General features: G+C 72.0%; 22 protein-coding genes. 15 read left to right on the forward strand and 7 right to left on the reverse strand.

The annotated features are described in order from the left end of the window. The first annotated feature begins 113 nt into the window (after positions 1-113). Positions 114-683, forward strand: coding sequence for an elongation factor P (efp, locus tag U1T56_RS19535; RefSeq protein WP_418161176.1), 570 nt, complete (start codon positions 114-116; stop codon positions 681-683). A gap of 123 nt (positions 684-806) precedes the next feature. Here the strand turns inward: efp and U1T56_RS19540 are convergent, their stop codons facing one another. Then, positions 807-2,432: an alpha-D-glucose phosphate-specific phosphoglucomutase gene (locus tag U1T56_RS19540; protein WP_418161177.1), complete on the reverse strand. Its 1,626-nt coding sequence runs from the start codon at positions 2,430-2,432 to the stop codon at positions 807-809. Positions 2,433-2,526: 94 nt separating this feature from the next. Beyond that, positions 2,527-4,611, reverse strand: a complete 2,085-nt coding sequence (gene glgX / locus U1T56_RS19545; protein WP_418161178.1) for a glycogen debranching protein GlgX — start codon at positions 4,609-4,611, stop codon at positions 2,527-2,529. A 402-nt stretch (positions 4,612-5,013) separates the two neighbouring features. On the opposite strand from glgX, the gene U1T56_RS19550 reads away from it, so the two are divergent. The 11 genes from U1T56_RS19550 to U1T56_RS19600 all read left to right on the forward strand — a co-directional run bounded on the left by U1T56_RS19550 (position 5,014) and on the right by U1T56_RS19600 (position 15,209). Then, a complete protein-coding gene (locus U1T56_RS19550) occupies positions 5,014-6,147 on the forward strand; it encodes a sensor histidine kinase (RefSeq protein WP_418161179.1) in 1,134 nt (377 codons plus the stop codon). A gap of 88 nt (positions 6,148-6,235) precedes the next feature. After that, positions 6,236-7,045, forward strand: a complete 810-nt coding sequence (locus tag U1T56_RS19555; protein WP_418161180.1) for a Uma2 family endonuclease — start codon at positions 6,236-6,238, stop codon at positions 7,043-7,045. A gap of 131 nt (positions 7,046-7,176) precedes the next feature. Further along, positions 7,177-7,800 (forward strand): hypothetical protein, encoded by a 624-nt coding sequence (locus tag U1T56_RS19560; protein ID WP_418161181.1) that lies wholly within the window; start codon positions 7,177-7,179, stop codon positions 7,798-7,800. Positions 7,801-8,088: 288 nt separating this feature from the next. Further along, on the forward strand, positions 8,089-8,442 hold the full coding sequence (locus tag U1T56_RS19565; RefSeq protein ID WP_418161182.1) for a hypothetical protein: 354 nt from the start codon (positions 8,089-8,091) through the stop codon (positions 8,440-8,442). Next, positions 8,429-9,766, forward strand: a complete 1,338-nt coding sequence (locus tag U1T56_RS19570) for a DUF6745 domain-containing protein (RefSeq protein WP_418161183.1) — start codon at positions 8,429-8,431, stop codon at positions 9,764-9,766. Before U1T56_RS19565 ends, U1T56_RS19570 begins: the two co-directional genes overlap by 14 nt. Before the next feature lie 148 nt (positions 9,767-9,914). Then, positions 9,915-11,987: a CHASE domain-containing protein gene (locus tag U1T56_RS19575; RefSeq protein ID WP_418161184.1), complete on the forward strand. Its 2,073-nt coding sequence runs from the start codon at positions 9,915-9,917 to the stop codon at positions 11,985-11,987. Between the two features lie 29 nt (positions 11,988-12,016). Continuing rightward, on the forward strand, positions 12,017-12,418 hold the full coding sequence (locus U1T56_RS19580) for a response regulator (protein ID WP_418161216.1): 402 nt from the start codon (positions 12,017-12,019) through the stop codon (positions 12,416-12,418). Continuing rightward, positions 12,415-13,485 (forward strand): sensor histidine kinase, encoded by a 1,071-nt coding sequence (locus U1T56_RS19585; RefSeq protein ID WP_418161185.1) that lies wholly within the window; start codon positions 12,415-12,417, stop codon positions 13,483-13,485. The genes U1T56_RS19580 and U1T56_RS19585 overlap by 4 nt, the downstream gene beginning before the upstream one ends. 103 nt (positions 13,486-13,588) lie before the next feature. Next, the gene (locus tag U1T56_RS19590; RefSeq protein ID WP_418161186.1) at positions 13,589-13,987 is read left to right on the forward strand and encodes a phasin family protein; all 399 of its coding nucleotides are present in this window, start codon (positions 13,589-13,591) and stop codon (positions 13,985-13,987) included. Positions 13,988-14,612: 625 nt separating this feature from the next. Continuing rightward, complete coding sequence (locus U1T56_RS19595) at positions 14,613-14,843, forward strand: DUF1127 domain-containing protein (protein ID WP_418161187.1); 231 nt, start codon at positions 14,613-14,615, stop codon at positions 14,841-14,843. Between the two features lie 117 nt (positions 14,844-14,960). Next, complete coding sequence (locus U1T56_RS19600; RefSeq protein ID WP_418161188.1) at positions 14,961-15,209, forward strand: YjiS-like domain-containing protein; 249 nt, start codon at positions 14,961-14,963, stop codon at positions 15,207-15,209. A gap of 310 nt (positions 15,210-15,519) precedes the next feature. Here the strand turns inward: U1T56_RS19600 and glgA are convergent, their stop codons facing one another. Next, a complete protein-coding gene (glgA, locus tag U1T56_RS19605) occupies positions 15,520-16,971 on the reverse strand; it encodes a glycogen synthase GlgA (RefSeq protein WP_418161189.1) in 1,452 nt (483 codons plus the stop codon). A 250-nt stretch (positions 16,972-17,221) separates the two neighbouring features. Between glgA and U1T56_RS19610 the strand changes: the two genes are divergently transcribed. Both U1T56_RS19610 and U1T56_RS19615 read left to right on the forward strand, forming a co-directional pair. Then, positions 17,222-18,277 carry a ribonuclease T2 family protein gene (locus U1T56_RS19610; RefSeq protein ID WP_418161190.1) on the forward strand — a complete coding sequence of 352 codons (1,056 nt, stop codon included), beginning with the start codon at positions 17,222-17,224 and terminating at the stop codon, positions 18,275-18,277. After that, on the forward strand, positions 18,196-18,663 hold the full coding sequence (locus U1T56_RS19615; RefSeq protein WP_418161191.1) for an aminoacyl-tRNA deacylase: 468 nt from the start codon (positions 18,196-18,198) through the stop codon (positions 18,661-18,663). Before U1T56_RS19610 ends, U1T56_RS19615 begins: the two co-directional genes overlap by 82 nt. 111 nt (positions 18,664-18,774) lie before the next feature. On the opposite strand, the gene pgi is transcribed toward U1T56_RS19615, so the two are convergent. Together pgi and U1T56_RS19625 are read right to left on the reverse strand one after the other, a co-directional pair. After that, positions 18,775-20,427 (reverse strand): glucose-6-phosphate isomerase, encoded by a 1,653-nt coding sequence (gene pgi / locus U1T56_RS19620; RefSeq protein ID WP_418161192.1) that lies wholly within the window; start codon positions 20,425-20,427, stop codon positions 18,775-18,777. 569 nt (positions 20,428-20,996) lie between these two features. Continuing rightward, on the reverse strand, positions 20,997-22,331 hold the full coding sequence (locus tag U1T56_RS19625) for an NAD(P)/FAD-dependent oxidoreductase (RefSeq protein WP_418161193.1): 1,335 nt from the start codon (positions 22,329-22,331) through the stop codon (positions 20,997-20,999). Between the two features lie 115 nt (positions 22,332-22,446). On the opposite strand from U1T56_RS19625, the gene glgC reads away from it, so the two are divergent. Next, on the forward strand, positions 22,447-23,712 hold the full coding sequence (glgC, locus tag U1T56_RS19630) for a glucose-1-phosphate adenylyltransferase (protein ID WP_418161194.1): 1,266 nt from the start codon (positions 22,447-22,449) through the stop codon (positions 23,710-23,712). Positions 23,713-23,730: 18 nt separating this feature from the next. Here the strand turns inward: glgC and U1T56_RS19635 are convergent, their stop codons facing one another. Further along, on the reverse strand, positions 23,731-24,498 hold the full coding sequence (locus U1T56_RS19635; RefSeq protein WP_418161195.1) for an anti-sigma factor family protein: 768 nt from the start codon (positions 24,496-24,498) through the stop codon (positions 23,731-23,733). Then, positions 24,488-25,042 (reverse strand): sigma-70 family RNA polymerase sigma factor, encoded by a 555-nt coding sequence (locus U1T56_RS19640; protein WP_418161196.1) that lies wholly within the window; start codon positions 25,040-25,042, stop codon positions 24,488-24,490. Before U1T56_RS19640 ends, U1T56_RS19635 begins: the two co-directional genes overlap by 11 nt. Positions 25,043-25,087: the final 45 nt, after the last annotated feature.

Below are 25,087 nucleotides of genomic sequence, written 5' to 3' on the forward strand. Positions count from 1 at the left end.
CCGGTGCCGGGCCCGGCCATGCTCTGGACCTTGCGGCCGTCCCGGGCTAAGGGCACGCGCTGACACGCTCCGGCGTCGCCCCCGCGCGCCCCTCCCACGAAGGCAGGAACATCATGGCCAAGGTCATCGCGAGCTCGCTGCGCAAGGGCAACGTCGTCGACCTCGACGGCAAGCTCTACGTCGTCCTGACGGCGCAGAACATCCACCCCGGCAAGGGCACGCCCGTCACGCAGCTCGATCTCCGCCGGATCAGCGACGGGGTCAAGATCTCCGAGCGCTTCCGCACCACCGAGCAGGTCGAGCGCGCCTTCGTCGAGGCCAAAGAGCATCACTTCCTCTACGAGGATGCCGAGGGTTTCCACTTCATGAACCCCGAGACCTACGACCAGGTGACGGTGAGCCGCGACGTGATCGGCGACCAGGCGGCCTATCTGCAGGAGGGCATGGCCTGCCTGCTGAGCCTGCACGAGGGGGTGCCGATCGCGATCGAGCTGCCGCAGCGGGTGGTGCTCGAGGTGGTCGAGACCGAGCCCACGGTGAAGGGTCAGACCGCCTCCTCGTCCTACAAGCCGGCCGTGCTCTCCAATGGTGTGCGCACCATGGTCCCGCCGCACATCACCGCCGGCACGCGCGTCGTCATCATGACCGAGGACGGTTCTTACGTGGAGCGTGCCAAGGACTGAGGCCCCGGACCGCCGCCGTGAGGCCCGGCTCCGCCCTCGCCCGTGGCTCGCGCGATCTCCCGGCGCTCCTCGCCCGCGCCGCGGCCGGCGTCCTGACGGCCTTCTCGAGAGCCGCCCTTCCGCTCAGGTGATCACGTCGGGCCCGGTCCTGCCGGTGCGCTTCTTGATCTCCGCCACCTCCTCGGCGAGGGCGACGAGCGGGGCGAGGAAGGCCTGGGTGTCCTCGTCGATGCGCACGGGCTCGTAGCGCTCGAGATAGACCCGCAGCGTCGCCCCTTCGGTGCCGGTGCCGGAGAGCCGGAACACGACCCGGGCCCCGCTCCGAAAGCCGATCCGGATCCCCTGGTGCTCGCTGAACGAGCCGTCGACGGGATCGCGATAGGCGAAGTCGTCGGCGAGCGTTACCGTCTCCTCGCCGAGCCTGCGGCCCGGGAGGGCCGGGAGCTTCGCCCGGAGATCGCGCACGAGCGCCTGGGCGATACCGGCATCGAGCGCCTCGTAGTCGTGCCGGCTGTAATAGTTGCGGCCGAACTCGGCCCAGTGCCGGCGCACGATCTCGGGGACGCTCTGCCGCCGCTTGGCCAGGACGTTGAGCCAGAGGAGGACCGCCCAGAGCCCGTCCTTCTCGCGCACGTGGTCCGAACCGGTGCCGGCGCTCTCCTCGCCGCACAAAGTGGCCATCCCGGCATCGAGCAGGTTGCCGAAGAACTTCCAGCCCGTCGGCGTCTCGAAGCAGGGGATGCCGAGCTTTGCGGCCACCCGGTCGACCGCGGCCGAGGTCGGCATCGAGCGCGCCACCCCCTTGAGCCCGCCGGCATAGCCGGGAGCGAGGTGGGCGTTGGCGGCGAGCAGTGCCAGGCTGTCCGAGGGGGCGACGAACAGGCCGGGGCCGTGGATCAGGTTGCGGTCGCCGTCGCCGTCGGAAGCGGCGCCGAGATCGGGGGCGTCCGGCCCGTTCATGAGGGCCACGAGCGCCGCGCAGTGGACGAGGTTCGGGTCGGGATGGTGGCCGCCGAAGTCGGGGAGTGGTGTGGCGTTGACGACCGTGCCTTCGGGTGCCCCCAGCATGTCCTCGAGGATGCGTTTCGCGTAAGGGCCGGTGACGGCGCTCATGGCATCGAAGCGCATGCGAAAGCCCGAACGGAACAGGTCGCGGATGGCGTCGAAGTCGAACAGGCGCTGCATCAGCCGGGCGTAAGCCTCGACCGGGTCGACCACCTCGACCGTAAGCTCGCCGAGCCGGGTCTCGCCCAAGGTGGCGAGATCGAGGTCGGGGACCTCGGCCCGGCGATATTCCGTGATGCCTTGCGTGCGGGCATGGATGGCTTCCGTCACCTTCTCGGGTGCCGGGCCGCCGTTGGCGATGTTGAACTTGACGCCGAAATCGCCCTCGGGCCCGCCCGGGTTGTGCGAGGCCGAGAGGATGATCCCGCCCGCGGCCTTGAGCTCCCGGATCAGGTTGGAGGCGGCGGGGGTCGAGAGCAGGCCGTTCCTTCCCACCACCACCCGGCCGACACCATTGCCGGCCGCCATCTTCAAGATGGTCTGGATGGCGCGCTCGTTGAACCAGCGCCCGTCGCCACCCAGCACGAGCGTGCCGCCCGCGAGCTCGGGCGCGCAATCGAAGATCGCCTGGACGAAGTTTTCGAGGAAGTGCGGCTCCTGGAACACCCGCACCTTCTTGCGCAGGCCCGAGGTGCCGGGCTTTTGGCCCGGGATCGGCCGGGTCGGGATCGTCGTCACCTGCATCGCGCGCCTCCCTCGCTTGCGGCTGCCCGGCTTCTCTTAGCGCCGGCATCGCCGCTTGCGAACGACGGCGTGCGGGGCGAGGTTCCGCCGACCCTCAGCGGGCACGAGCGCGAAGCAGGACGAGGCTCGCGGCGGCAAGCGCGAGGCTCCGGCCCGGAGCGGAACGGCCGGCCGCCTCCGGGACGGCCGTGTCGAGAAGGACGTCCCAGCCGGCGCCGATCGCCGGCAGGACGAACGGCACGGGATGACCCTGCGCGTTCAGGAGCAGGAGAAGGATCTCGGCCGCATCGGCGAGCATCAGGCCGAGGCAGCGATTCGCAGGCTCGCGCCAGCGGGCCTCGCTCATCTCCCGCCCGTCCTCGGCGAGCCAGGTCACGTCCTTGAGCCCGGCGGCAACCGCCTCGCGGCCGTGCAGGAACCGGGTCCGGCGCAGGATCGGATGCGCCTGCCGCAAGGCCACCACCCGGCGCACGAAGTCCATGAACGCCCGGTCCTCGGCGGCGAGATCCCGCCAGTGGCACCAGCTCAGCTCGTTGTCCTGGCAGTAGGCGTTGTTGTTGCCGTTCTGGCTGCGGCCGAACTCGTCGCCCATGAGCAGCATCGGCACGCCCTGCGCAAGGAGCAGCGTCGTCACGAGGTTGCGCCGCTGCTTCTCGCGCAAGCGCCGGATCCCGGGATCCGTGGTCGGTCCCTCGACACCGTGATTGGCGCTGAAGTTGGTGTGGTGTCCGTCCCTGTTGTGCTCGCCGTTGGCCTCGTTGTGCCGCTCGGCGTAGGTGACGAGATCACGCAGCGTGAAGCCGTCGTGGCTCGTGACGTAGTTGATCCCGGCCTGGGGCGGGCGGCCGCGCGGCTCGAAGAGCTCGGCCGAGCCCAAGATCCGGCCGGCGAGCTCCGGCAGTACCGCCTCGTCGCCGCGCCAGAACCGGCGGACACAGTCGCGGAAACGGTCGTTCCACATCGCGAACGGCGGCGGGAAGTCGCCCTGGCGGTAGCCGCCGGGGCCGAGATCCCAGGGCTCGGCCACGAGCTTGAGCCCGCCCAAGCTCGGATCCTGGGCGATCGCCTGGAAGAAGGGGGCCTCGGGCGAGAACGAATCCTCGCGTGTGCGCCCCAAGGTCGTGGCGAGATCGAAGCGGAAGCCGTCGACCCCCAGAGCGGCCCAGTGACGCAAGCTGTCGAGGACGAGCTGCAGCACGCGTGAATGGGCGAGATTCAGCGTGTTGCCGCAGCCGGTATGGTTGACGTAGCGGCGCGGGTCGGCCGGCTCGAGCCGGTAGTAGCTGGCATTGTCGAGGCCGCGCCACGACAGGGTGGGGCCGAGATGGTCGGTCTCGGCGGTGTGGTTGAAGACCACGTCGAGCACGACCTCGATCCCGGCCGCATGCAGCGCTCGGATCGCAGCGGCGAACTCGGCCGCCGGATCCCCGCTCGCGGCGAAGCGCGGCTCGGCGGCGAGGAAGGCGTAAGGGTTGTAGCCCCAGTAGTTCTGGAGCCCGAGCCGGACGAGGCGCAGCTCGTCGAGGAAAGCCGCGACCGGCATGAGCTCGACCGTGGTGACGCCGAGCCGCACCAGATGCTCGATCACGGCCGGATGGGCGAGGGCGCGGTAGCTGCCGCGCTCCGCGGCCGGGACGGCGGGATGGAGCCGCGTGAGCCCCCGGACATGGGCCTCGTAGAGGACGCTGCGCTCCCAAGGGACGCGCGGCCGGCCGGGATCGCCCGCCGCCGCGGTGGGGGCCGGCAGCATGACGCCTTTGGGCACGAAGGGGGCGCTGTCGCGCGGGTCCGGGACGAAGGGGGCGGCGGGATCGACCAGGTTCGGCCCCGCCCAGCGGAAAGCACCCCTGACCGCCCGGGCATGGGGATCGAGCAGGAGCTTCGCCGGGTTGAAGCGGTGCCCGCGCTCCGGCGCCCAGGCCCCGTGCGCGCGCAGGCCGTAGAGCTGGCCCGGGGCGAGGCCCGGGAAGAAGCCGTGGAACACCTGGTCGGTGCGCTCGGGCAGCCCGAGCCGCGCGATCTCGTGCTCGCCCGCGGCATCGAACAGGCAGAGCTCGATGCGCTCGGCATGGGCCGAGAACACGGCGAGGTTGACGCCATCCCCTTCGAAGCTGACGCCCAAGGGAAACGGCCGGCCGGAGCGGGGGCGGCCCCACGACGGGGCGGCGGGTGAGGTCACGCGGCGATCTCGAGCGCTGGCTGCGGGCGATGCATCCGAGCGCCGGCAGCGCGTCCTGGGGGAAGCCTTGCTCTCGCCGCGAAGACTAGCACACCCCGAGGCTCGCGGCAGTCCGCCATCCGGCCGCACGGTCGCGAGCGACGGGAAGCACGAGCCCGAAGGATGCCGTGACGGCCACGATAGCGGCCGATGCGCCAAGTATCCATGCGCCGGAACCACGGCGCTTCGTGGCCGGCTTTACTTGCCGGCGGCAAGTGACGGACTGCCCGCCGCCGCTTCACGACGGCAATGTTTGCCGACGACTGCGCGGATGCTCGGCACGCTCCCCGATAAGTCGCTTTATGGAAAACGGGCCGATGTTCCCAGCCTTCTCAACCGCCGCCGATCATGGCATGGTATGCCATGATCGCCGTCGAGCCGGACCCTCCGCCGCCGCGCAGCGAGGCCATGCAGGCGTTCGAGGCCTCGCGCCGGCAGAGCGGCTCGTTCGTGGAAGCCGTCGAGGCCATCTGCGTGCCCATGCTGGTCACCGATGCCACCCTGCCGGGCGCCCCGGTGATCTTCGCCAACCCGGCCTTCCTCGAACTTTCCGGCTACGCTCTGGACGAGGTGCTCGGGCGGGGACCGCAGCTCCTCGACGGGCCGGGGACCGAGCCGGAGACGGTCCGGGCGCGCGCGGCCGCGCTCACGGCGCGGCGGGACGTCACCCTCGAGCTCCTGCAGTACCGCAAGGACGGCAGCGCCTTCTGGGCGGCGGTATCCGCGTGCGCCCGGGCCGACGCGACCGGGCGGGTCGTCCATCATGTCCTGTCGTTCCTCGACGTCACGCGCCGCCGCGAGGCCGAGCTGGCGCTGCAGCGCCTGAACGAGGAGCTGGAGCGGCAGGTGAGCGAGCGGACGCGGGCGCTGGCGGCGGCCGATGCCCGCCTCGCGGCGCTCGGCGAGCAGAACCGGCTGCTGCAGCAGGAGGTCAACCACCGCGCCAAGAACAGCCTGGCCCTGATCTCCTCGCTTTTGGTCATCCAGGCCCGGCAGCAGACGGACAAAGGCGGGAAGGCGGCCTTCCTGGAGGCGCAGGCGCGTCTGGGTGCCATGGCCCAGGCCTACGATCTGCTCGACCGGTCCGAGGACGGCAGGCGGGTCGATCTCGCCCGCTATCTCGAGAAGCTGTGCGCGTCGCTGCCCCTGCCCGATGTCGGCGGTCGGATCCGGCTCGCCCTGGACGCGGCGCGCGGCGTCCCGATCGAGGCCAGGACCGCCGTGAGTCTCGGCCTCGTGGTCAACGAGCTCGTCACCGGCGCCGTGAAGCACGCCCCGCCGACGGCGAGGGCGGCGACCATCGTGGTGGAGGTGCAGCGGCCGGCACCCGACCGGGTGCGGCTCCGTCTCCGCGACCACGGCAGCGGCATGGTCGCGGCGATGCAGGAAGGGACGCTCGGCTGCCGGCTGGTTCACGCCCTCGTGCAGCAGATCGAGGGCGAGATCGCGATCGAGAGCGACGGCGGGGTGACGGTCACGCTCTCCTTTCCCATCTAGCCCGACGCGGCCGGGCGACGGTCCGCAGGAGCGGGCGGGAAGACCGGGCGCCCCTACGGCCTTCCCGGCCATGGAGAGAACGGAAACGATGCAGGATGGTGCCCGCTGGTACGAGCTGCGCTACGACGCGGCGACCGACAGCCTCCTCGTGCGCCTGGCGACGGTCCCTCCCGAGACCCCGGTCCGGCAGCGGACGCTGGAGGGCGGGCTCCTCGTCGTCCACGCGCGCGAGGACGGGCAGCCGGTCGCCTGGGAGGTCCGGCAGGCCTCGCGCGCAGGACCGCTTTTGAGCCAGATCCTCGCGAGCCTGCGCGAGATCAGCGGTGCGCTCGATGCGCTCGTCGCCGAAGCCCCCCGCGATTTCGCCGCGTTCCTCGCCTGGGAGGCGGCACAAGACGGGGCCTTCGAGCGGCTTCGAGGCGAGGTCCGCCGCAAGGCGGGCGGCGACGACGCTCATGCCCGGCTGATCGTGAACCTGTTCGCGGCGCTCGACCAGCGCTGGCAGCGCGCGGACCAGCGGCTGCATCTCTCCTCGCTGCGGGTGGTGAGCCCCAAGGCCGAGGCCGTGCTCTACCCGCCGGTCGTGGTCCGCCGGACCCGCGCCGGTGCTGAGCCGGACAAGGGCGAGATCGAGCCTGTGCTCGTGGCCGAGGTGGTGCCGGAGGATGCGGACCAAGCGGCGCTCGCACCGCGGCTCGAGGCCTACGAGGCGATCCCGGCACTCCGGCGCATCCTCCTCTTGACGCTCGGGCGGCCGCGCGTCGTCTGGCGCGTGCGCGACGCGGCCGGGCGCTGGCAGGAGGGAAAGGCCGAAGGCCGGGCGGCGCAGGTGGCGCTGGACGAGCTCGGCCTCGTCCTGCCGCTGGACGCGGTCTATGCCGGTCCGGCACCGGCCTGAGCCGGCGCTCACCTTCTCTGCCGTCCCTTCGCCGGTCCTGTAGTAGCCGTCACATTCGCCTCCGGACGGATCTATTATGGTCCGGGCTGCAGATCCCAAGACGGGCTGCAGTCAAACGCGGAGGGAATGCCATGCTGAACGAGCATGCCTCAAGTCGCGCTCGGGTCATGACGGGCTCCGCCCTGATGCTGGGTCTTCTGGCCTTCGCCGGCGCTCCGGCCGAAGCGGCGAGCACGTTCTCGTTTCCCATGGTGCGCGCGAACGGGCTCGATGCGGGCTGCGCGCCCAGGGCTGCCGCCTATGTCACGATCCGCAGCCTCGGCTTCGCCGAGCGGATGACCGTCACCGTCCGCGGCCTCCCGCCCGGCACGGCGCTCGATCTGTTCACCATCCAGGCCGCGGACTTCCCGTTCGGCATCGGCTGGTATGTCGGCGACCTCGAGGTCGGCCGGGACGGCACGGTCACGAAGAGCTTCGTCGGCCGCTTCAACGTCGAGACCTTCGCGCTCGGCGCGGGCCAGAGGCCGGTGCCGGCCCCGACCCATGCCGGCGACGCGCGCGGCCGGAACCCGGCCTTCGCCCCGATCCACACCTACCATCTCGGCATCTGGTTCAACTCGCCCGCCGACGCGGCGAGAGCGGGCGGCACCTGCCCCGCGAACGTGACCCCGTTCAACGGCGAGCATAGCGCGGGCGTGCAGGTGCTGAGCACCCGCAACTTCGTCGCCGCCGGCCCCTTGCAGCGCGTCGACTGAGCCGGGCACCGCAGCCCCTTCCCTTCCGCACCCGCTGGTGGCGCGGCCGGGCCGGCTTCGGGCGAGCTCGGCCCCGCCTCTTCGCGGCAGAAGGGCACGGGCAGGCATGCGGACCGGGGACGCGGCCGCCGCCGCCGGCATCCGGGCGGCGCCGGCGCCCGTTCCGGGCCGCAGGTCCGGGTTCTGCCGCCATCCTCTTGGATTCTTCGCGCTTTCCTGCCAACTTCGGACGTTCTCGGCAGTTATTCTGCTATCCCGGCAAGTCGTCACGGGCGCGGAGATAGTCGCATGGCATGCCGTCTCTATCGTCAAGGTGATATCCTCCTCGAGCCGATCCCGGCCGTGCCGGTCGGCTGCGCCGAGCTTCCCGCGAGGGAGCGCAAGGGCGAGCTCGTCCACGTCCTCGCCGAAGGCGAGGTCAGCGGCCATGCGCACTGCATCGCCGCCGGACCCGACATCCGGTTCCTGCGCCGGCAGGACGGCAGCGATCCGCTCGCGGTCGGCTATCTGGCGCTGAAAAAGCTGGCCCGCCTCGTCCACGACGAGCACGGGGCCATCGAGCTGCCGCCCGGCAACTACCGTGTGATCCAGCAGCGGCGCTACGATCCCGGAACCGGCCTCTGGCGCCGTGTCCAGGACTGAGGGCACGCCGCCCCATCCCACGGCACGCGCGGTCGAGCGGCTCTACCGGGTCTGCGGGCTGGCACCGCCCATCGTCCTCGTGGCCGGAGACGCGCCCGCTTTCGTGCGGCTGCTCGCGGCCACCGGGGCCCGCAACGTCACCGCGCTCGTCGTTCTCCTGGGGCTCGGCAGCCTGGTGCCGGGGGGCTTGGCGCTCGTCGCCGGCAGCTCGGGCGAGCACGATGTCTCGATCCAGGTCCTGCTCCTGGTCCTGGGCGTGATCGTCCTGCTCACTGCCTTCGGGCCGTGCGAGGGTAGCGAGCCCACCCAGGCCCGGCTGCGCGCCGACCGCGGCGCCGTCCTGCTGCTCACCGCCGCCGCCGCGGCGGCGTTCGCGGCGCTCGCCGGATCGCTGCGCGCCGGGGTCGCCGCCTTCGCGAGCCTCGCGAGCCTCATGGGCGTGCTGCGGGCGGCCGTGCTCGCGAACGGCGGCCTGCCCGGCCGGCTCGGCCTGGTCCGTCGTCACGGCATCGGGCTCACCGCCCTCCTCGGCCGGCCGATCGACGACGTCCTCGCCCGTACCTTCGAGCGGGCGCTGGCCGATGCGCCCGGCCGGACGGGCCGACCCGTGCCGCCGCCCGCCGAGGAGCCCGGCTGGAACCGGCTCGAGGAGCTGGCGCGCCGGCGTCTCGACTGGACGCAGCGCGAGCACAGCCTGGTCCTGGGCCGGCTGGTGCCGGCGCACCGCCGGCGCACGCTCCATGCGGCCCGACAGCTCACGGACCCGCCGCCGCTCCTGCGCGCAGCCCTCACCGTCGACGACGTGTGCGAGGCGGCGGCCCTGTTCGAGCGGGCGGCGGTCGTCCTGGTGCGGGGCGAAGCCGCCGACCGGCCGATAGCGAGCGGGTGGCGGCGCTGGTGGCGGCCGGCCCGTTCGCCCTATGCCGAGGTGCTGGCGCTGCTCCAGGCGAGCCCGGTCGCCTGCCTGCTCCTGGCCATGGCACCCTGGCGCGGGCTCGCCGACCGCCTGCTCGCCCGTCTCGTGGCCGAGGATCCCGATCCGGGGCTGCGGCTGGAGGCGATGGAGCGGATCGGGTTCGCGCGCTTCTTCGCGGCCCTCGGGGCGGCACCGCTCGACCGGGGGCCGATGGGTGCTCTCTTCGTCACCCGCTCGCCGCTGACCCCCACGGCGCTGGTGCGGGTCGAGGACACGGTGCCGGACGAGCACGGCCGGCCGCGCGTGCACTGGCTGCCGGTGCCGCCGCACGTCGCCACCGCGCACGAGGCGGTCGCCTGGACCTTCGGCAAGAGCGAGCGCGACTACCGGCCCGTGGTCGAGACCTGACGCGCGGCGGATGCCGGCGTGGGCCGCCCGCGGATGACGGCGTGCGGCCGGTCGTCTAGACTGGGAGCGATGTCGGCCTCGCGGGCGACCATGCGCGAAAGGAGCATGGTGCGCCGCCGGCCCGGTCGAACGAGCCCAGCGCCGCCTCATGTCCGCCGCAGCCGCCGAGATCGCCACCGAACGATCCGATGCCCCGCCCGGGCCGGCGGCGGCCGGGCCGGAACCCGGGCGACGCCTCGCCGCGCTGCGCCGCCTGCTGCGGCGGCGACCGACCATCCTTCCCGTCCTGGTGCTCGTGGTGGGCACGACCTGCACGCTGCTCGCGGCCTGGCAGGTGGCGCGGGTCGCGGCCGAGCGCGACCTCGAGCGCTTCCACTACCTGACCCGCCAGGGGCTGGATGCGATCCGCGACCGGCTCGACACCCACATCGCGCTCTTGCGCGCCACGGCCGGGCTGTTCGCAGCCGAGAGCGGGGTGAGCGCCGAGGCGTTCCGGGCCTATGCCGACCGGCTGCGCTTACGCGAGCTCTATCCCGGGGTGCAGGGCATCGGCTTCGCGCGGCGCGTCGCCCGCGGCGAGGAGGAAACGCTGGTCGCGGCCATGCGGCGACTCGCCGGCCACGCGGGGTTCCGGCTCTGGCCCGAGAGTGTCGGGGCGGAGGAGCGGACGGCGATCCTCTATCTCGAGCCTCTGGACGCGCGCAACCGGGCGGCGCTCGGCTTCGACATGTTCACCGAGCCCACCCGGCGCGCGGCCATGGCGCGGGCGCGCGATACCGGCGAGGCCGCCGCCTCGGGCCGGGTCGAGCTGGTCCAGGAGATCGATCCCGCGCACAAGCAGGCGGGCTTTCTCGTCTACGTGCCGGTCTATGCCGGGGGTGCCGTGCCGCCGACGACGGCGCTGCGCCGCGAGCGGCTCGTGGGCTGGGCCTACAGTCCGTTCCGCGCCGGGGATCTGCTCCGCCACGTTCTCCCCCAGGGCGAGGCGCCGGACCGCGCACCCGAGCTCGCGTTCGCCGTCCATGCCGGGACGGCCCCCCTGCCGGCAAGCCTGCTCCACGCCTCCGAGCCGCTGCCGCCGGCGGCCGCCGTGCCGGCACCCGGCCGCTACCGCGCGGTCCTGCCGCTCGAGGTCGCCGGCACGCCCTGGGTCGTGGCCTTCACCACCCGTGCCGGCTTCGAGCGCGGTTCGAGCCGGGACCTCGCTCCCTGGCTCGCGGCCGCAGGTCTGAGTGCCACCCTCGTCCTCGCCGGCGCCGCACTCGCCCAGGCCCGCGCAGCGGCGGCCGCGGAGACGGCGCGCGAGGCCTTGCGCGAGCTCAACCTCTCGCTCGAGCGCCGGGTCGCCGCGCGCACGCTCCTGCTCGAGCGTGCCCGCGACGCGCTCCGGGCCGCGAACGCGAACCTCGAGGCGGCGGTGGCCGCGCGCACGGCCGAGCTTGCGGCCGCGAACGAGGAGGTCCAGCGCTTCGCCTACATCGTCAGCCACGATCTGCGGGCACCCCTCGTCAACGTCATGGGCTTCACGAGCGAGCTCGAGGTGGCGCAAGGTAGGATCGCCCGGTTCTACCGGGCCGTGGCCGAGACGGCACCCGGGCTCGCGGGCACAGAGATCGAGGCCGCGATCGAGCAGGACCTGCCCGAGGCGATCGGCTTCATCCGCTCCTCGACGGCGAAGATGGACCGGCTGATCAACGCGATCTTGAAGCTGTCGCGCGAGGGCCGGCGCACGCTCCAGCCCGAGCGGATCGAGCTCCAGGAGCTGCTCGAAGCCATCGCCCGCAGCCTCGCGCATCAGCTCGAGGCGGCCGGGGTCGAGCTGCGCATCGAGGCCCCCGTCACGCTCGAGAGCGACCGGCTCGCCCTCGAGCAGATCTTCGGCAACCTCCTCGAGAACGCGGTCAAGTATCGCGATCCGGTCCGGCCGGGCTGGATCGCGGTATGCGGCCGGGCCTCGAGCGAAGCCACGGTCGCGGTCGAGGTCACGGACAATGGCCGCGGCATCGACCCCAGGGACCACGAGCGGATCTTCGACCTGTTCCGCCGCGCCGGCGCCCAGGACCAGCCGGGCGAGGGCATCGGGCTCGCCCACGTGCGCGCACTCGTGCGCCGGCTCGGCGGCACGATCGGCTTGCGCTCCGCGCCGGGTGCCGGCACCACCTTCCGGGTGACCCTGCCCCGGACCCTGCCGAGCCGAGCCGAGAAGGGAGCGGAAGCGTGAGCCAGCGGCAAGAGCCCGTGACCATCGTCATGATCGAGGACGACGACGGCCACGCGCGCCTGATCGAGAAGAACGTCCGCCGCGCCGGCGTGTGCAACGCGATCCTGCACCTGCGCGACGGCACCTCGGCCCTGGCCCGTCTTCTCGAGCCCGAGTTCGCGGCGAGCCCGCTTCTGGTCCTTCTCGACCTCAACCTCCCCGACATGAGCGGGACCGACATCCTGGCTCGCCTGAAGAGCCACGACCGGCTGCGGCTGGTACCCGTCATCGTGCTCACCACCACCGACGACAGGCACGAGGTCCAGCGCTGCTACGATCTCGGCTGCAACGTCTACATCACCAAGCCCGTCGACTACGACGCCTTCGCCCAGGCCATCCGGCAGCTCGGCCTGTTCCTCTCGGTGATGCAAGTGCCCGAGGCCGCGACGTGAGCGGTCCGGTACCGCGCGCGGCCGAGGCGGCACCAGCACCGGTCCGCGTGCTCTACATCGACGACGATCCCGGCCTCGGCCGGCTGGCACAGAAACACCTCGCCCGCCTGGGCCTCGAGGTGACGCTCGCGACCAGCGCCGAGGCGGGGCTCGCGCGGCTGCGCGCCGGTGCGGTCTTCGACGCCATCGCGCTCGACCACTACATGCCGGGCAAGACCGGGCTCGAGGCGCTCGCCCTGATCCAGGCCCTGCCCGATCCGCCGCCGGTGATCTTCGTCACCGGCGCCGACGAGGGGCGGATCGCGGTCGCGGCCCTGAAGGCCGGGGCCGCCGACTACGTGATCAAGGACGTGGCCGGCGTGTTCTTGGACCTGCTCCATGCCGCCATCGGCCAGGCGCTCGCGCAACGGCGCCTGCGGCGCGAGAAGGAGGCGGCCGATGCCGCCATGCGCGCGGCGCGCGATCGGGCCGAGCTGCTCCTGCGCGAGGTCAACCACCGGGTCGCGAACAGCCTGCAGCTCGTGGCGTCCCTGGTCAGCATGCAGGCGGCCACGGTCCAGGACCCGGCGGCGCGCGAGGCGCTGATCGAGACGCAAGGGCGCATCGCCGCCATCGCCCAGGTCCATCGCCGCCTCTACACCTCGGACGACGTGCGCTTCGTCGAGCTCGACGCCTACCTCGCGAGCCTGGTCCAGGAGCTCGAGGAGGCCGTGGCCGCGGCCGGCCGCCGGCATCGCCTCCTGCTCGAGGCCGAGCCGGTCGCGGTCTCGACCGACAAGGCGGTCGCGCTCGGGGTCATCGTCACCGAGCTGGTCACCAACGCCATGAAGTACGCCTACCCCGCAAGCCGGACCGGCGACATCCGCGTGCGGCTCGCGCACCGGCCCGAAGGCACGGTCGAACTCGCGGTCGAGGACGACGGCACCGGCTGGCGCGGCGAGGCACCGGCGCGCGGCAGCGGCCTCGGCACCCAGGTGGTGCGGGCGATGGCGGCGAGCCTCAAGGCCCAGCTCCTGTTCGACCCGGCCCACCGCGGCACGCGCGTCGTCCTCTCCTTCTCCTCGTGAGCCCGCCGGCGATTTTTGCTGCAATGCACAAAAACACCCCTTGTGCCTGGCAATGGCTTACCTTATTTATTGTGCATTGCAGCAAAGACCTCGGAGTCCCGTCATGGCCACCGCCGCCGCCTCTCCCTTCCCCGGCACCTTCAAGCTGCCCGAGCTGAAGCTGCCCACGTTCGACCTCGAGGCCGTGTTCGCCCTGCAGAAGGCCAACCTCGCCGCCGTCCAGGAAGCGCAGAACGTGCTGCTCGACGCCGCCCAGGCGATCGTGAAGCTGCAGCACGGCTATGCCAGCGAGCTGGTCGCGGAGGTCGAGGCGGCGCTCAAGGCCAAGGAGCCGAAGAAGCCCGAGACCGTCGTCGCCGACGCCAAGGCCGTCGCCGAGAAGGCGGTCGCGGCCGCGAAGCAGGGTGTCGAGCTCGGCGTCGCCGCCCAGCGTCGCGTCGCCGAGCTGGTGACGCAGCGCGTCCAGGCCAACCTCGCCGAGCTCAAGAGGCTCGCGGCCTGAAGCATCGGCACCGCGAACCCGCCGCTGCCGCCCGCCTCCCGGCGGCGGTGGCGGGTGCCCCGAAGCGGCCCCGGGCATCTCCTGCCCGGGGCCGCTTCTTTTCCGGCGCCGAAGCGCCCGGTTTCCCTCCGCCGCGCGCCTCCCGCCGGCGGACGGTGCCGGAAATCGTTCGGGCAGAAACGCCGTGCGCGCGTTCCCGGCCGGGGTCGCTCGGTGGCAGGGCATGAGGCGGCCCGGCCGCTCGGGGGACACGCACGAAGCCCGGCATGACGGCACGAAGCTAGGAATACATGCAAGATCCGCCGGGCGCTCCGGCTCGCCGGCGCAGGACACGGCTTTCCCGCACACCTGTGCCCCGCAACGGCTATATTGCATTGCAGCAATAGATTCTGCCTGCAGAAGCCCCGATTGGCACAGGATCAGGGTTTCATCGGCTATTGCATTGCTGCATTGCACCATGATGGGTGGTGGGGCGACGGCCTCCTCCTATCTCTCGGGGCGGCCGGCTCCGCCGAGAAGGGCCGGCCGGGTCGGGGAGGATGGCCGCGCACGCCGCGGCTGTGAAGGCCTCCCGGCTTCCGCGGGCCTCGGCCCGCCGGCGCCGGTCTTGCCGGAGATCGGACCCATGAACCCGTTCAAGAACGCCCTTGCCGCCTGGGCCCGTCAGCGCGAGCTCCGCGCCGTGCTCGCCGAGCTCGCGGCCTGTTCCGACCGCGAGCTCGCCGAGCTGGGCCTCGCCCGCGGCGACATCGTCCGGGTGGCCCGGGAGGAGGCGGAGCGGCGGATCGCACCTTCTTCCGCTCGTGCCGGGCAGCCCCCGGCCCTTCTCGTCCAGGGGCGCTATCGGGCCTGCTGAAGCGCTCTTGCGCGGGGGCCGCCCCGAGGATGCCTCGGCCGCGTGCCCGAGGCGCCTTGCCCGTCCGCATCGCCGGCCGCCCGCGCCGGCGGCCTTCCTCATGACAGGACACCTACGATGCCCGATCCCACTTCCGGCGCGCGGCCGCGCACCGTTCTCGGCGGCCTCCTGCTCCGGGCTCGCGAGCAGCTTCGCTACTGGCGAGCCCTCCACGTGCTGCGCCGGCTGGACGACCGCGACCTCGACGACATCGGCATCGCGCGCGTCGATTTCCCGGCGCTCGCCCGGCGGCACGCGCGCGGTGCCACCCCTCTCGTGCGCCCGTTCCGGGATCGGCGCGGCACCCTGCCGCCGAACGCCGGCTGAACACGGGACGGGTTCGGCGCCGCCGCGGCAGCAAGGCGGCCGAGGACGGCGCCCCTCCGCCCGGCACCCCGGGAGGGATCTCCTCCACGCTCGCGTGGAGGAGCCTGCACAGGCTCCCGACCTTCGGGCCACGTTCGCCCTTCTGTTCCACGCCGCGCTCGAGCGCCCTATCCGACGTCGGATGACGGCCGGCGGCTGTCGGCGGCGCCAGGGGCGAGGATGGCCTCGCTGCCGCTTCGGGCCGCCGCCGTGAAGCGGAACCGCGAGATCGGCGAAAAGCGTCAGCCCCGCAAGGCTTCCCGCCGCGGCCTCAGCCGCGGCTCGCGAGCAGGCTCGCGTAGAGATCGCGATAGTGCTGCGCCGCCCGGTCCCAGCCGACGGCGCGGGTCATCGCCCGGCGGACCATGGCTTCCCAGAGGGCGCGGTCGCGGAACAGGCCGATGGCGCGCGCGATCGCATCGGCGAGCGCCTCGGCCGTGACGGGCGCGAACTGGAAGCCGGTCGCGACCCCGTCGGCGAGCGCCGCCTCGTTGGCGTCGATCACCGTATCGGCGAGCCCGCCCACCCGGGAGACGAGGGGAAGCGTGCCGTAGCGCAGCCCGATGAGCTGGGTGAGGCCGCACGGCTCGAAGCGGGACGGCACCAGGATCACGTCCGCACCGCCCTGGATCAGGTGCGAGAGCGGCTCGTCGTAGCCGGCGACGAAGCCGATCCGGCCGGGATGGGCGCTGGCGGCCGCGCGGAAGGCGCTCTCGAGCCGGGGATCGCCGCTGCCCAAGACCACGAGCTGGGCGTCGTGGCCGAAGATCTCGGGGAGAACATCGAGGATGAGATCGATCCCTTTCTGGCCCGTGAAGCGGCTGACGGCACAGAACAGGCAGGCCCGCTCGCGCGGCTCGAGCGCGAAGCGCTCCTGCAGCGCCTGCTTGTTCCGGGCCTTGCCGGGCAGGGGATCGGCGGCATCGTAAGGGGCGGCGAGATGGGGGTCGCGCGCCGGGTCCCAGACGGCGGTATCGATGCCGTTGGTGATGCCGACGAGATCGGCGGCGCGCGCGCGCAGCAAGCCGTCGAGCCCCATGCCGTGCGTGGGGGTCTGGATCTCGCGGGCATAAGTGGGGCTCACCGTGGTGAGCCGGTCGGCATAGAACAGGCCCGCCTTGAGAAAGCCGATGCTGCCGAAATATTCGAGCCCGTGAAGCGAGAAGGCGCTCGAGGGCAGCCCGAGCTCGCCTAAGAGATAGGCCGGGAACACGCCCTGGAAGGCGAGATTGTGGATGGTGAACACGGTTCCCGGCCTGGGAGCGCCGCCGAGCGCCAGATAGGCCGGGGCGAGGCCCGCCTGCCAGTCGTGGCCGTGGACGATCTCGGGCCGCCAGCTCTCGAGCAGCCCGGTGCCGATCCGGTGCGCGACCCGGGCGAGGGCGGCGAAGCGGCGGTGATTGTCGGGCCAGTCGCGGCCGTCGGGGCCGAGATAGGGATTGCCCGGCCGGTCGAACAGATGCGGGGCGTCGAGCAGAAGCAGCCCGGCTCCCGCCGCACTCCGCGCGGCAAGGAGCCGGGCCGGGCCGCCGAAGAGATCGTCCAGCGCCGCCACGGGCTCGACCCCACCCACCTGCTCCCACACCGACCGGTAGGCCGGGAGCAGGGTGCGCATCTCGACCCCCAGAGGCGCCAGCGCCAGCGGCAGGGCGCCGGCGACGTCGGCGAGCCCGCCGGTCTTGATCAGCGGAAAGAACTCGGGCGTCACCGACAGCACGCGCATGATCGCTTCCCTCCGGCGGTCTCGGGCGAGAGGCAGGGCCGCACCGTTCCTGCCATATCCCGCCGCGCGGGGCGAGCCGGGGCGCGCTCGCCCGCTACCCTCCGCCCATGCTAGGAGACGGCGCGAGGGCGCCAGGCGAAGGAGCCCGCGATGGCCGGCGTGCTCGCCCGCATCCGCATCGACGAGGAGGAAAGCCGTGCCACCGGACTGCCGCTTCGGTGCGAGGATCGCGGATCGAGGTGATCGTGCCGTGAGGCTGCCGGCGCGGCTCGCCGGCCTGCTCGCCTGCATCGCCGTCGCTGCCGCCCCGGCGGCCCGGCCGGCGGGCGCGCCGGCAGCCAGGTACGTGCTGGCGGTGAGCTGGCAGCCCGCCTTCTGCGAGCTGAACGAGCGCCGGCCGGAATGCCGGGACCAGACCGGCGAGCGGCCCGACGCCACCCGGTTCTCGCTCCACGGGCTCTGGCCGGAAGCGGGCGAGTATTGCGGGGTCGATCCGGATCTGCGCCGGCGCGACCGGCCGGAAAGCTGGCAGCTTCTGCCCGAGGTAGCACTCTCGGCCGAGACGCGCCGGGCGCTGGAGGCGCTGATGCCGGGCACGCGCTCCGGCCTCGACCGCCACGAATGGCTGCGCCACGGCACCTGCTACGGGGCTTCGGCCGAGGAATATTTCCGAGCATCGATCCGGCTCGTGCAGACGCTCAACGAGAGCCGGGTGCGGGACCTGTTCGCGCGCCGGATCGGCGGCAGGCTGACGCTTGCGGAGATCCAGAAAGCCTTCGACGACGCCTTCGGCCGGGGGACGGGCGAGCGGGTGGGCGTGGTGTGCGAGGGCAAGGGCGCGGACCGCCTGATCACCGAGCTGCGCCTGCGCCTCGAAGGGACGATCGACGAGGGCGCCACGCTCGCCGGCCTCATGGCCAGCGCGCCTCCGGCGCGCGAGCGCTGCCCGTCCGGGAAGGTCGATCCCGCCGGCCGCGCCGCGGCGGCAGGCCCGAGGCGTCGCCCGACCCGATCGAGCGTCCGCTGGCGCGGCCGTTCCCCCGGTGATCGGGGCGCTGCTGCGCAGGACCGGCGGCGACGCACCTTCCCTTCCGCCGGGAGCCCCGGCCGCTCATGCTCATCGAGCGCGCCGAGCCGGTCGGCTTGCGTTAGAATGACGGGTCCCGGGGGCCTCCACCGAGCGGTTTCCAGCCGGCGCGCCCCTTCGAGCAAAGGAGGCGACCCATGGCGATCGCGATCACCCTGCAGCAATATCTCGACGAGCACCACGTCCCCTACGACGTCATGGCCCACGCGCGCACCATGACCGCGCGCGAGACCGCGCGGGCCTGCGAGATCCCGGCCGACCGCCTCGCCAAGGCGGTCGTGCTGCGCGACGGCGGCGGCTATCTCATGGCCGTGCTGCCGGCATCCTGCCAGCTCGACAAGGCGCAGCTCTGGCGGCTCCTGCACCGGCCGGTCGAGCTCGCCGACGAGGACGAGGCCGCGAGCCTGTTCAAGGACTGCGAGGTCGGCGCCATCCCGGCCATGGGCCAGGCCTACGGGCTCGAGACCGTCGTCGACGAACGCCTCGAAAAGGCGCCCGAGGTCTGGATCGAGGCCGGCGACCACCAGCATCTCGTCCATCTCGCGGGCGAGCGCTTCCGGGAGCTGATGGCCGGTGCCAGGCACGGCAGCTTCGCTCACGCCTGAGCCGGGACGCCGGCGGGCGAGGAGCCCTGTTCGGACTCGCCCGCCGAGGCGCTTTCGGATCGGGTCGGGAGCACCTGACGGCGGCCTTTCCCGACCCACCGGAAATCCGCCCTAGCGGCGCAGCCGCTTGAAGTGCGCGATGAGCCCGTTGGTCGAGCTGTCGTGGCCGGTGACGGGCGCATCGCTTGCGAGCTCCGGCAGGATCCGGTTGGCCAGCTGCTTGCCGAGCTCGACCCCCCACTGGTCGAAGCTGTTGATGTTCCAGACCACACCCTGGACGAAGATCTTGTGCTCGTAGAGGGCGATCAGCGAGCCCAACCGGTGCGGCGTGAGCTCCCGGTAGAGGATCGAGGTCGAGGGGCGGTTGCCGGGAAAGATCTTGTAGGGCAGGAGCGCTGCCAGGGCCTCGCCCGCAAGGCCCTGCCGTTCCAGCTCGGCTCTCGCCTCGTCCTCGCTCTTGCCGAAGGCGAGCGCTTCGGCTTGCGCGAAGAAGTTGGCAAGGAGCTTCTCGTGGTGGTCGCCCAGCGGGGTGAGGCTCCGGGCGGCCGCCAGGAAGTCGCACGGAACGAGCTTCGTTCCCTGGTGCAGGAGCTGGTAGAAGGCGTGCTGGCCGTTGGTGCCGGGCTCGCCCCAGACGATCGGCCCGGTCTGGTAGTCGACGGGCTGCCCGGCCCGGTCCACCGACTTGCCGTTGCTCTCCATGTCGCCCTGCTGGAAGTAGGCGGGAAAGCGGGCGAGGTTCTGGTCGTAAGGCAGGATGGCGTGGGTCTCGGCCCCGAGGAAGTTGTTGTACCAGACCCCGAGCAGCGCCAGCACGACCGGCAGGTTCCGCTCCAGGGGTGCCGTGCGGAAATGCTCGTCCATGGCGAAGGCACCGCCCAGGAGCTCGAGGAAGCGGTCCATGCCGAGATGGAGTGCGATCGGCAGGCCGATCGCCGACCACAAGGAGTAGCGGCCGCCGACCCAGTCCCAGAACGCGAACATGTTGGCGGGCTCGATGCCGAAGGCACGCACCGCCTGCTCGTTGGTCGAGACCGCGACGAAGTGGCGGGCGACCGCCGCCTCCTGCCCGCCCAGCCGCGCGAGAAGCCAGGCGCGCGCGGAAGCGGCGTTGGTCATGGTCTCCTGCGTCGTGAAGGTCTTGGAGGCGACCACGAACAGGGTGCGCTCGGGGTCGAGGTCCCCGAGCGTGAGGGCGAGATGCGCCCCGTCGACGTTGGAGACGAAATGCACGCGCAAGGGCCCCTGCGCGGCGTAAGGGGCAAGCGCGGTGCAGACCATGAGCGGCCCGAGATCGGAGCCGCCGATGCCGATGTTGACGACGTCCGTGATCCGCTGCCCGGTGAAGCCGCGCCAGGTGCCGGCCCGCACCGCCCCGGCAAAGCGGCCCATCCGCGAGAGCACCTCGTTCACCGCCGGCATGACGTTCTCGCCGTCGACCAGGATCGGGCGGCCCGAGCGGTTGCGCAGGGCCACGTGCAGGACGGCACGGTGCTCGGTGTGGTTGATCTTGGCACCCTCGAACATCATCGCCCGCCAGTCCTCGACCCCGGCCGCGCGCGCGAGCTCGAAGAGAAGGCGCATGGTCGTGGCGTCGATCCGGTGCTTGGCGTAGTCGAGGAGCAGATCGTCCTCGAAGGTCAGCGAGAACCGGGCGAACCGGTCGGGATCGGCGGCGAACAGGTCGCGCAGATGCACGTTCCGCATCGCGCGGGCATGGGCTTCGAGCGCGGTCCAGGTGGGCGAGCGGGTCAGTGCCGACATGACGGGCCTCTCCTTCGATCCTCTGCGCGTCCCGCCTTGCTTGCCCCGAAGCGGGCCGTGCCGTCCAGCATCGGCGCGATGCGCGGGGCGTGTCCCCGGCTGCCCGAGGCGGTCGGCGGCTTCCGGGCCGGCGGAAATCGACGCCAGATCAGCCAAGAGTCGTGTGACATAACGAGCAGGAAGCTTCTCAGGCAAACGGCTTTCGCCTATATCCTGCCCGTCTGTTCAAGCCTCCCTGATCCTTGCTGCTGCCGGGTGGACCGCTCCACCCGGCAATTTTTATTGGACACGATTTCGATCCGCCCGATCACGGAACGATCCAGAACAGGGCGGGAGCGACTGACGAGCCGTCGGCATCCGTCCGCCGTTGCGGGAATCGAGGGTAGCGCAGCGACGCTGCTTCTGCCACGACTTGGCCTGATGCCACGAGCATACGGGTTCTTTTCGGCTCGATGCTGCCATCGGTCGCATTCGTCTTCCGGTCGCAGCGACATCTTTTCCCGGGCACTTTTCAGGAGACCCGAAGCACGCTAGATCACCGGCGTCTGTTCAAGCCTCCCTGATCCTTGCTACTGGCGCCGGATGGCTTTCTCCATCCGGCGCTTTTCTCGTCCGCCCGCCAGGGCGGCGCGCCGGCGATGCCAGAACGCCCGGACGGCATCCGCGAGCGCGTGGCCATGATAGAGGGCTTGCGCTGCGAGCCGGCCGACCCCGCCGCCGGTCCAGCCAAGCCCGAACGGCGCCAGGAGCTCGAAGCGCCGGTCGCCCTCGAGCAGCGCGGTGGCGACGAGCTCGCCACCCAGGCTCGTGGTGTTGAGCCCGTGTCCGCCGAAGGCGGTGTTGACCCATAGATCCGGCGCGAGCTCGCGGATCAGCGGCATCTTGTGCCGGGCGAAGCCCATCCGCCCCGACCAGCCGTGCTCGATCCGGACATCGGCGAGCTGCGGGTAGACCCGGGCGAGATCGCGCCGCATCAGCCGCTTCAGGTCATGCGGCGTCTCGCGCGTGCTGATCCGCCCGCCCCACAAGAGGCGGCCGTCCGGCAGGAGCCGGTGATAGCCGGTGGCGAAGCGCGTGTCGTAGACCGCGTAAGGGGCGCGGATGACCTCGGCGTGGGCACCGGTGAGCGGCTCGGTCACGACGACGTAGGTGAAGACCGGCAGCACCGAGCGCGCCAACGCCGGCAGCACGACGGGCGGGTAGGCACTCTGGCACAAGACCAGCCGGTCGACGAGGAGGACACCCTCCCTGGTGCGCACCCGCCAGCGCCGGCCCTGCCGCGCGATGGCGAGCACCGGGCTCGCCTCGTGGATCACGGCACCGAGCGCGGCCGCGGCCGCGGCATAGCCGCGGCACAGGGCCAGGGGATCGAGATGAAAGCCCTCGGGGTCGAAGATCCCGTCGTGGTAGCGGGGCGAGGGATAGGCTGCCCGCAGGCGCTCGCGCGGCCAGAAGACGAGCCGCATGCCGTGGCGCGCATTGAGCTCCCGGACCTCCCGACGCAGGGCCTCGGGCTCGTCGAACCAGGATGCGATCACCACCCCGTCCACGGGTGCGCAGGGAATGGCGTAGCGCGCGATCCGTGCGCGGACCAAGGCCACGGCATCCCGGCTCAGCGCCACGAGCGCGGCGGCGGCCGCGGGCCCCGCTGCCCGCTCGATCGCCCGAAAAGAAGCGGCGAAACCGGCCGAGACCATGCCGCCGTTGCGGCCCGAGGCACCGGCACCGACCGTCTCGGCCTCGAGGAGCACCGGCTTCGCCCCGCGCTCGGCGAGCGAAAGTGCGGTGGCGAGCCCGGCGAGACCGCCGCCGACGATGCCGATTCCGGCCTCGAGCGTGCCCGTGAGCGCCGGTCGCGGCGGTGGAGCCGGAACGCGAAGGTGGTAGTAGCTGCTATTCAGCATGTTGAAGCATGATCAGGAGGCAGCGGCCACGCTCGCGGCCGGCATGCGTGGAACGTCGGGGAGAAGCCCGCCCGAGCGCAAGGGACGCCGGGCGGATAGTGAGAGGAGGAAAGCGATGCCGCAACCGGGCTCGTACGGCAATCTCAGCCGCAACACGCTCGCCTTCGTGCTCGCCGGCGGGCGCGGCTCGCGCCTGAAGGAGCTGACCGACCGCCGCGCCAAGCCCGCGGTCTATTTCGGCGGCAAGACCCGGATCATCGACTTCGCGCTCTCGAACGCGATCAATTCCGGTATCCGCCGCATCGGCGTCGCCACCCAGTACAAGGCGCACAGCCTGATCCGGCATCTGCAGCGCGGCTGGAATTTCCTGCGGCCCGAGCGCAACGAGAGCTTCGACATCCTGCCGGCGAGCCAGCGCGTCTCGGAGACCCAGTGGTACGAGGGCACGGCGGACGCGGTCTACCAGAACATCGACATCATCGAGTCCTACGGCGTCGAGTACATCATCGTCCTCGCCGGCGATCACGTCTACAAGATGGACTACGAGTTCATGCTGCGCGACCACTGCGAGGCCGCTGCCGACGTCACCATCGGCTGCCTCGAGGTGCCGCGCCTGGAAGCGACGGGCTTCGGCGTGATGCAGGTCGACGAGCAGGATCGCGTCGTCTCGTTCCTCGAGAAGCCGGCCGACCCGCCGGGCATTCCGGGCAGGCCCGAGATGGCGCTCGCCAGCATGGGCATCTACGTCTTCAAGACCGAGCTCCTGTTCGACCAGCTCCGCCGCGATGCGGCCGATCCGAACTCCTCCCACGACTTCGGCAAGGACATCATCCCCTACCTCGTGCGGCACGGCAAAGCGCTGGCGCACCGCTTCCCCAAGTCGTGCGTCAAGTCCAAGGCCGAGCACGAGGCCTACTGGCGCGACGTCGGCACGGTCGATGCCTATTGGGAAGCCAACATGGACCTCACCCGGGTGGTCCCGGATCTCGATCTCTACGACAAGGACTGGCCGATCTGGACCTATTCCGAGCTCACCCCGCCCGCGAAGTTCGTCCACGACGACAAGGGCCGACGCGGCATGGCGGTGAGCTCCCTGGTCTCGGGCGGCTGCATCGTCTCGGGCGGGGAGCTCCACGGCACGCTCCTGTTCACGGGCGTGCACGTCCACTCCTGGACCAGGCTCGAGCAGTGCGTGGTGCTGCCCGAGGTCGACATCGGCCGCCATGCCAGACTCACGAAGGTCGTGATCGACCGTGGCGTCAAGATCCCCGAAGGGCTCGTGGTCGGCGAGGACCCCGAGCTCGACGCCAGGCGCTTCCGGCGCACCGCGAGCGGGGTGTGCCTGATCACCCAGGCCATGCTGGACAAGCTGGCCGCCTGAGTGGGGCGACCCTGCCGCTCAGGCGGCGCGCCAGCGGCGTACGAACTCGTCGAGCTCGACGGGGTTCAGGTTCGAGACCGCGGCGAGCGCGAAGCCGCCTTCCGTCCAGAGCCGGAGATGATAGCCGTCGCTGGTCGCGGCCAGAAGTGCGGGGCGGTCGCCCGCGGCCGGCCAGACGAACAGGTCGATCCGGTGCTCGCGACGGCGATAGACCAGGACCGCGGCCTCGTGGTGGTCGACATAGTCGCGCCGCCCGCCGATCAGCGCGAACCCCGCCTCGCTCAGGTCCTTGACCGGCGGCGAGAAGGCGACCCGGCCGTCGAACCAGGGCTTGACCGTGTGCTGGTCGGAGGACGGAACGTCGATCCCGTGGCCGGGCTCGAGGGAGCGGATATGGGCGGCGACCAGGGCCGCGGCCAGGTCCTGTCCGCCGTTCGCGCCGACCAGCCGAGGGCCGAACCGGCTGCCCAGCACGAGGCCCAGGAGCAGCGAGGCCGCCATGCCGCTGCCCAGCACGCGGCGGGAGATGCCACCTGCCGCTGCCGCCGGCGCGCCGGCGCGCACGGTCTCGCGCAGCCGGCGCCGGACGGCGGCGTGCGCGGCCGGCGGCAGGCGATGGCGGGTGGCGCGGCCGCGGATCGCCGCCCGCAGGGCGCGCAGCCGCGCGAGCTCGCTGGCGCAGGCCGGGCAGGCGGCGAGGTGACGCTCGAGCTCGAGCGCGTGCGCCGCATCCAGCTCGCCATCGAGGCTGGCATCGAGCAGCGGGGCCACGTCCTCACACGCCATGACGACGCTCCCGAGCCGGGGGTTCCTTCGCCCACGTCAGCAGCAGCCGGCGCGCGCGGGCGAGCCGCGACATCACGGTGCCGATCGGGATCTGCAGAATCGCGGCGATCTCCTTGTAGGACAGGTCCTCGAGCTCGCGCAGCACCAGGACCTCGCGGAACGCGGGCGGCAGGCGCTCGATCAGGCGGTCGACCAGCGCTCTCTCTTCGAGCCGGCCGATGATCGCCTCGGGATCGTCGCCGGGCCCGGCGACGTCCTCGATGAACGCGGTCCCGTCCTCCCGCTCGAGCGCGCCGAACGGGATCACCTCGGCCTGGCGCCGGCGCCATCCCGGCAGCGTGTTGCGCACGATACCGAGCAGCCACGGCCGCGCCTCGCCGTCCCGGCAACTCGCGAAATAGCGCCATGCCCGCAGGCAGGCCTCCTGCACGATGTCCCGGGCGTCGTCCGGGTCGCGCGCGAGCCAGCGGGCGAGGTTGTAGGCCGCATCGAGATGCGGCAGCACGAGCGCCTCGAAGCGGCGCAGATCTTCGGATTCGGCCACGGCGGCTCCAACCGCTTGCGATCCTGGGATGCCGTACCGCCGGCG

It is taken from the genome of Benzoatithermus flavus (assembly GCF_037908215.1).
Classification (GTDB): domain Bacteria; phylum Pseudomonadota; class Alphaproteobacteria; order Geminicoccales; family Geminicoccaceae; genus Benzoatithermus; species Benzoatithermus flavus.

Coding starts and splice junctions, on each gene's coding strand:
- efp (WP_418161176.1), top strand. CDS start 114: ATGGCCAAGGTCATCGCGAGCTCGCTGCGCAAGGGCAACGTCGTCGAC.
- U1T56_RS19540 (WP_418161177.1), bottom strand. CDS start 2,432: ATGCAGGTGACGACGATCCCGACCCGGCCGATCCCGGGCCAAAAGCCC.
- U1T56_RS19550 (WP_418161179.1), top strand. CDS start 5,014: ATGATCGCCGTCGAGCCGGACCCTCCGCCGCCGCGCAGCGAGGCCATG.
- U1T56_RS19555 (WP_418161180.1), top strand. CDS start 6,236: ATGCAGGATGGTGCCCGCTGGTACGAGCTGCGCTACGACGCGGCGACC.
- U1T56_RS19560 (WP_418161181.1), top strand. CDS start 7,177: ATGCTGAACGAGCATGCCTCAAGTCGCGCTCGGGTCATGACGGGCTCC.
- U1T56_RS19565 (WP_418161182.1), top strand. CDS start 8,089: ATGGCATGCCGTCTCTATCGTCAAGGTGATATCCTCCTCGAGCCGATC.
- U1T56_RS19575 (WP_418161184.1), top strand. CDS start 9,915: ATGTCCGCCGCAGCCGCCGAGATCGCCACCGAACGATCCGATGCCCCG.
- U1T56_RS19580 (WP_418161216.1), top strand. CDS start 12,017: ATGATCGAGGACGACGACGGCCACGCGCGCCTGATCGAGAAGAACGTC.
- U1T56_RS19590 (WP_418161186.1), top strand. CDS start 13,589: ATGGCCACCGCCGCCGCCTCTCCCTTCCCCGGCACCTTCAAGCTGCCC.
- U1T56_RS19595 (WP_418161187.1), top strand. CDS start 14,613: ATGAACCCGTTCAAGAACGCCCTTGCCGCCTGGGCCCGTCAGCGCGAG.
- U1T56_RS19600 (WP_418161188.1), top strand. CDS start 14,961: ATGCCCGATCCCACTTCCGGCGCGCGGCCGCGCACCGTTCTCGGCGGC.
- glgA (WP_418161189.1), bottom strand. CDS start 16,971: ATGCGCGTGCTGTCGGTGACGCCCGAGTTCTTTCCGCTGATCAAGACC.
- U1T56_RS19615 (WP_418161191.1), top strand. CDS start 18,196: ATGGCGATCGCGATCACCCTGCAGCAATATCTCGACGAGCACCACGTC.
- pgi (WP_418161192.1), bottom strand. CDS start 20,427: ATGTCGGCACTGACCCGCTCGCCCACCTGGACCGCGCTCGAAGCCCAT.
- U1T56_RS19625 (WP_418161193.1), bottom strand. CDS start 22,331: ATGCTGAATAGCAGCTACTACCACCTTCGCGTTCCGGCTCCACCGCCG.
- glgC (WP_418161194.1), top strand. CDS start 22,447: ATGCCGCAACCGGGCTCGTACGGCAATCTCAGCCGCAACACGCTCGCC.
- U1T56_RS19635 (WP_418161195.1), bottom strand. CDS start 24,498: ATGGCGTGTGAGGACGTGGCCCCGCTGCTCGATGCCAGCCTCGATGGC.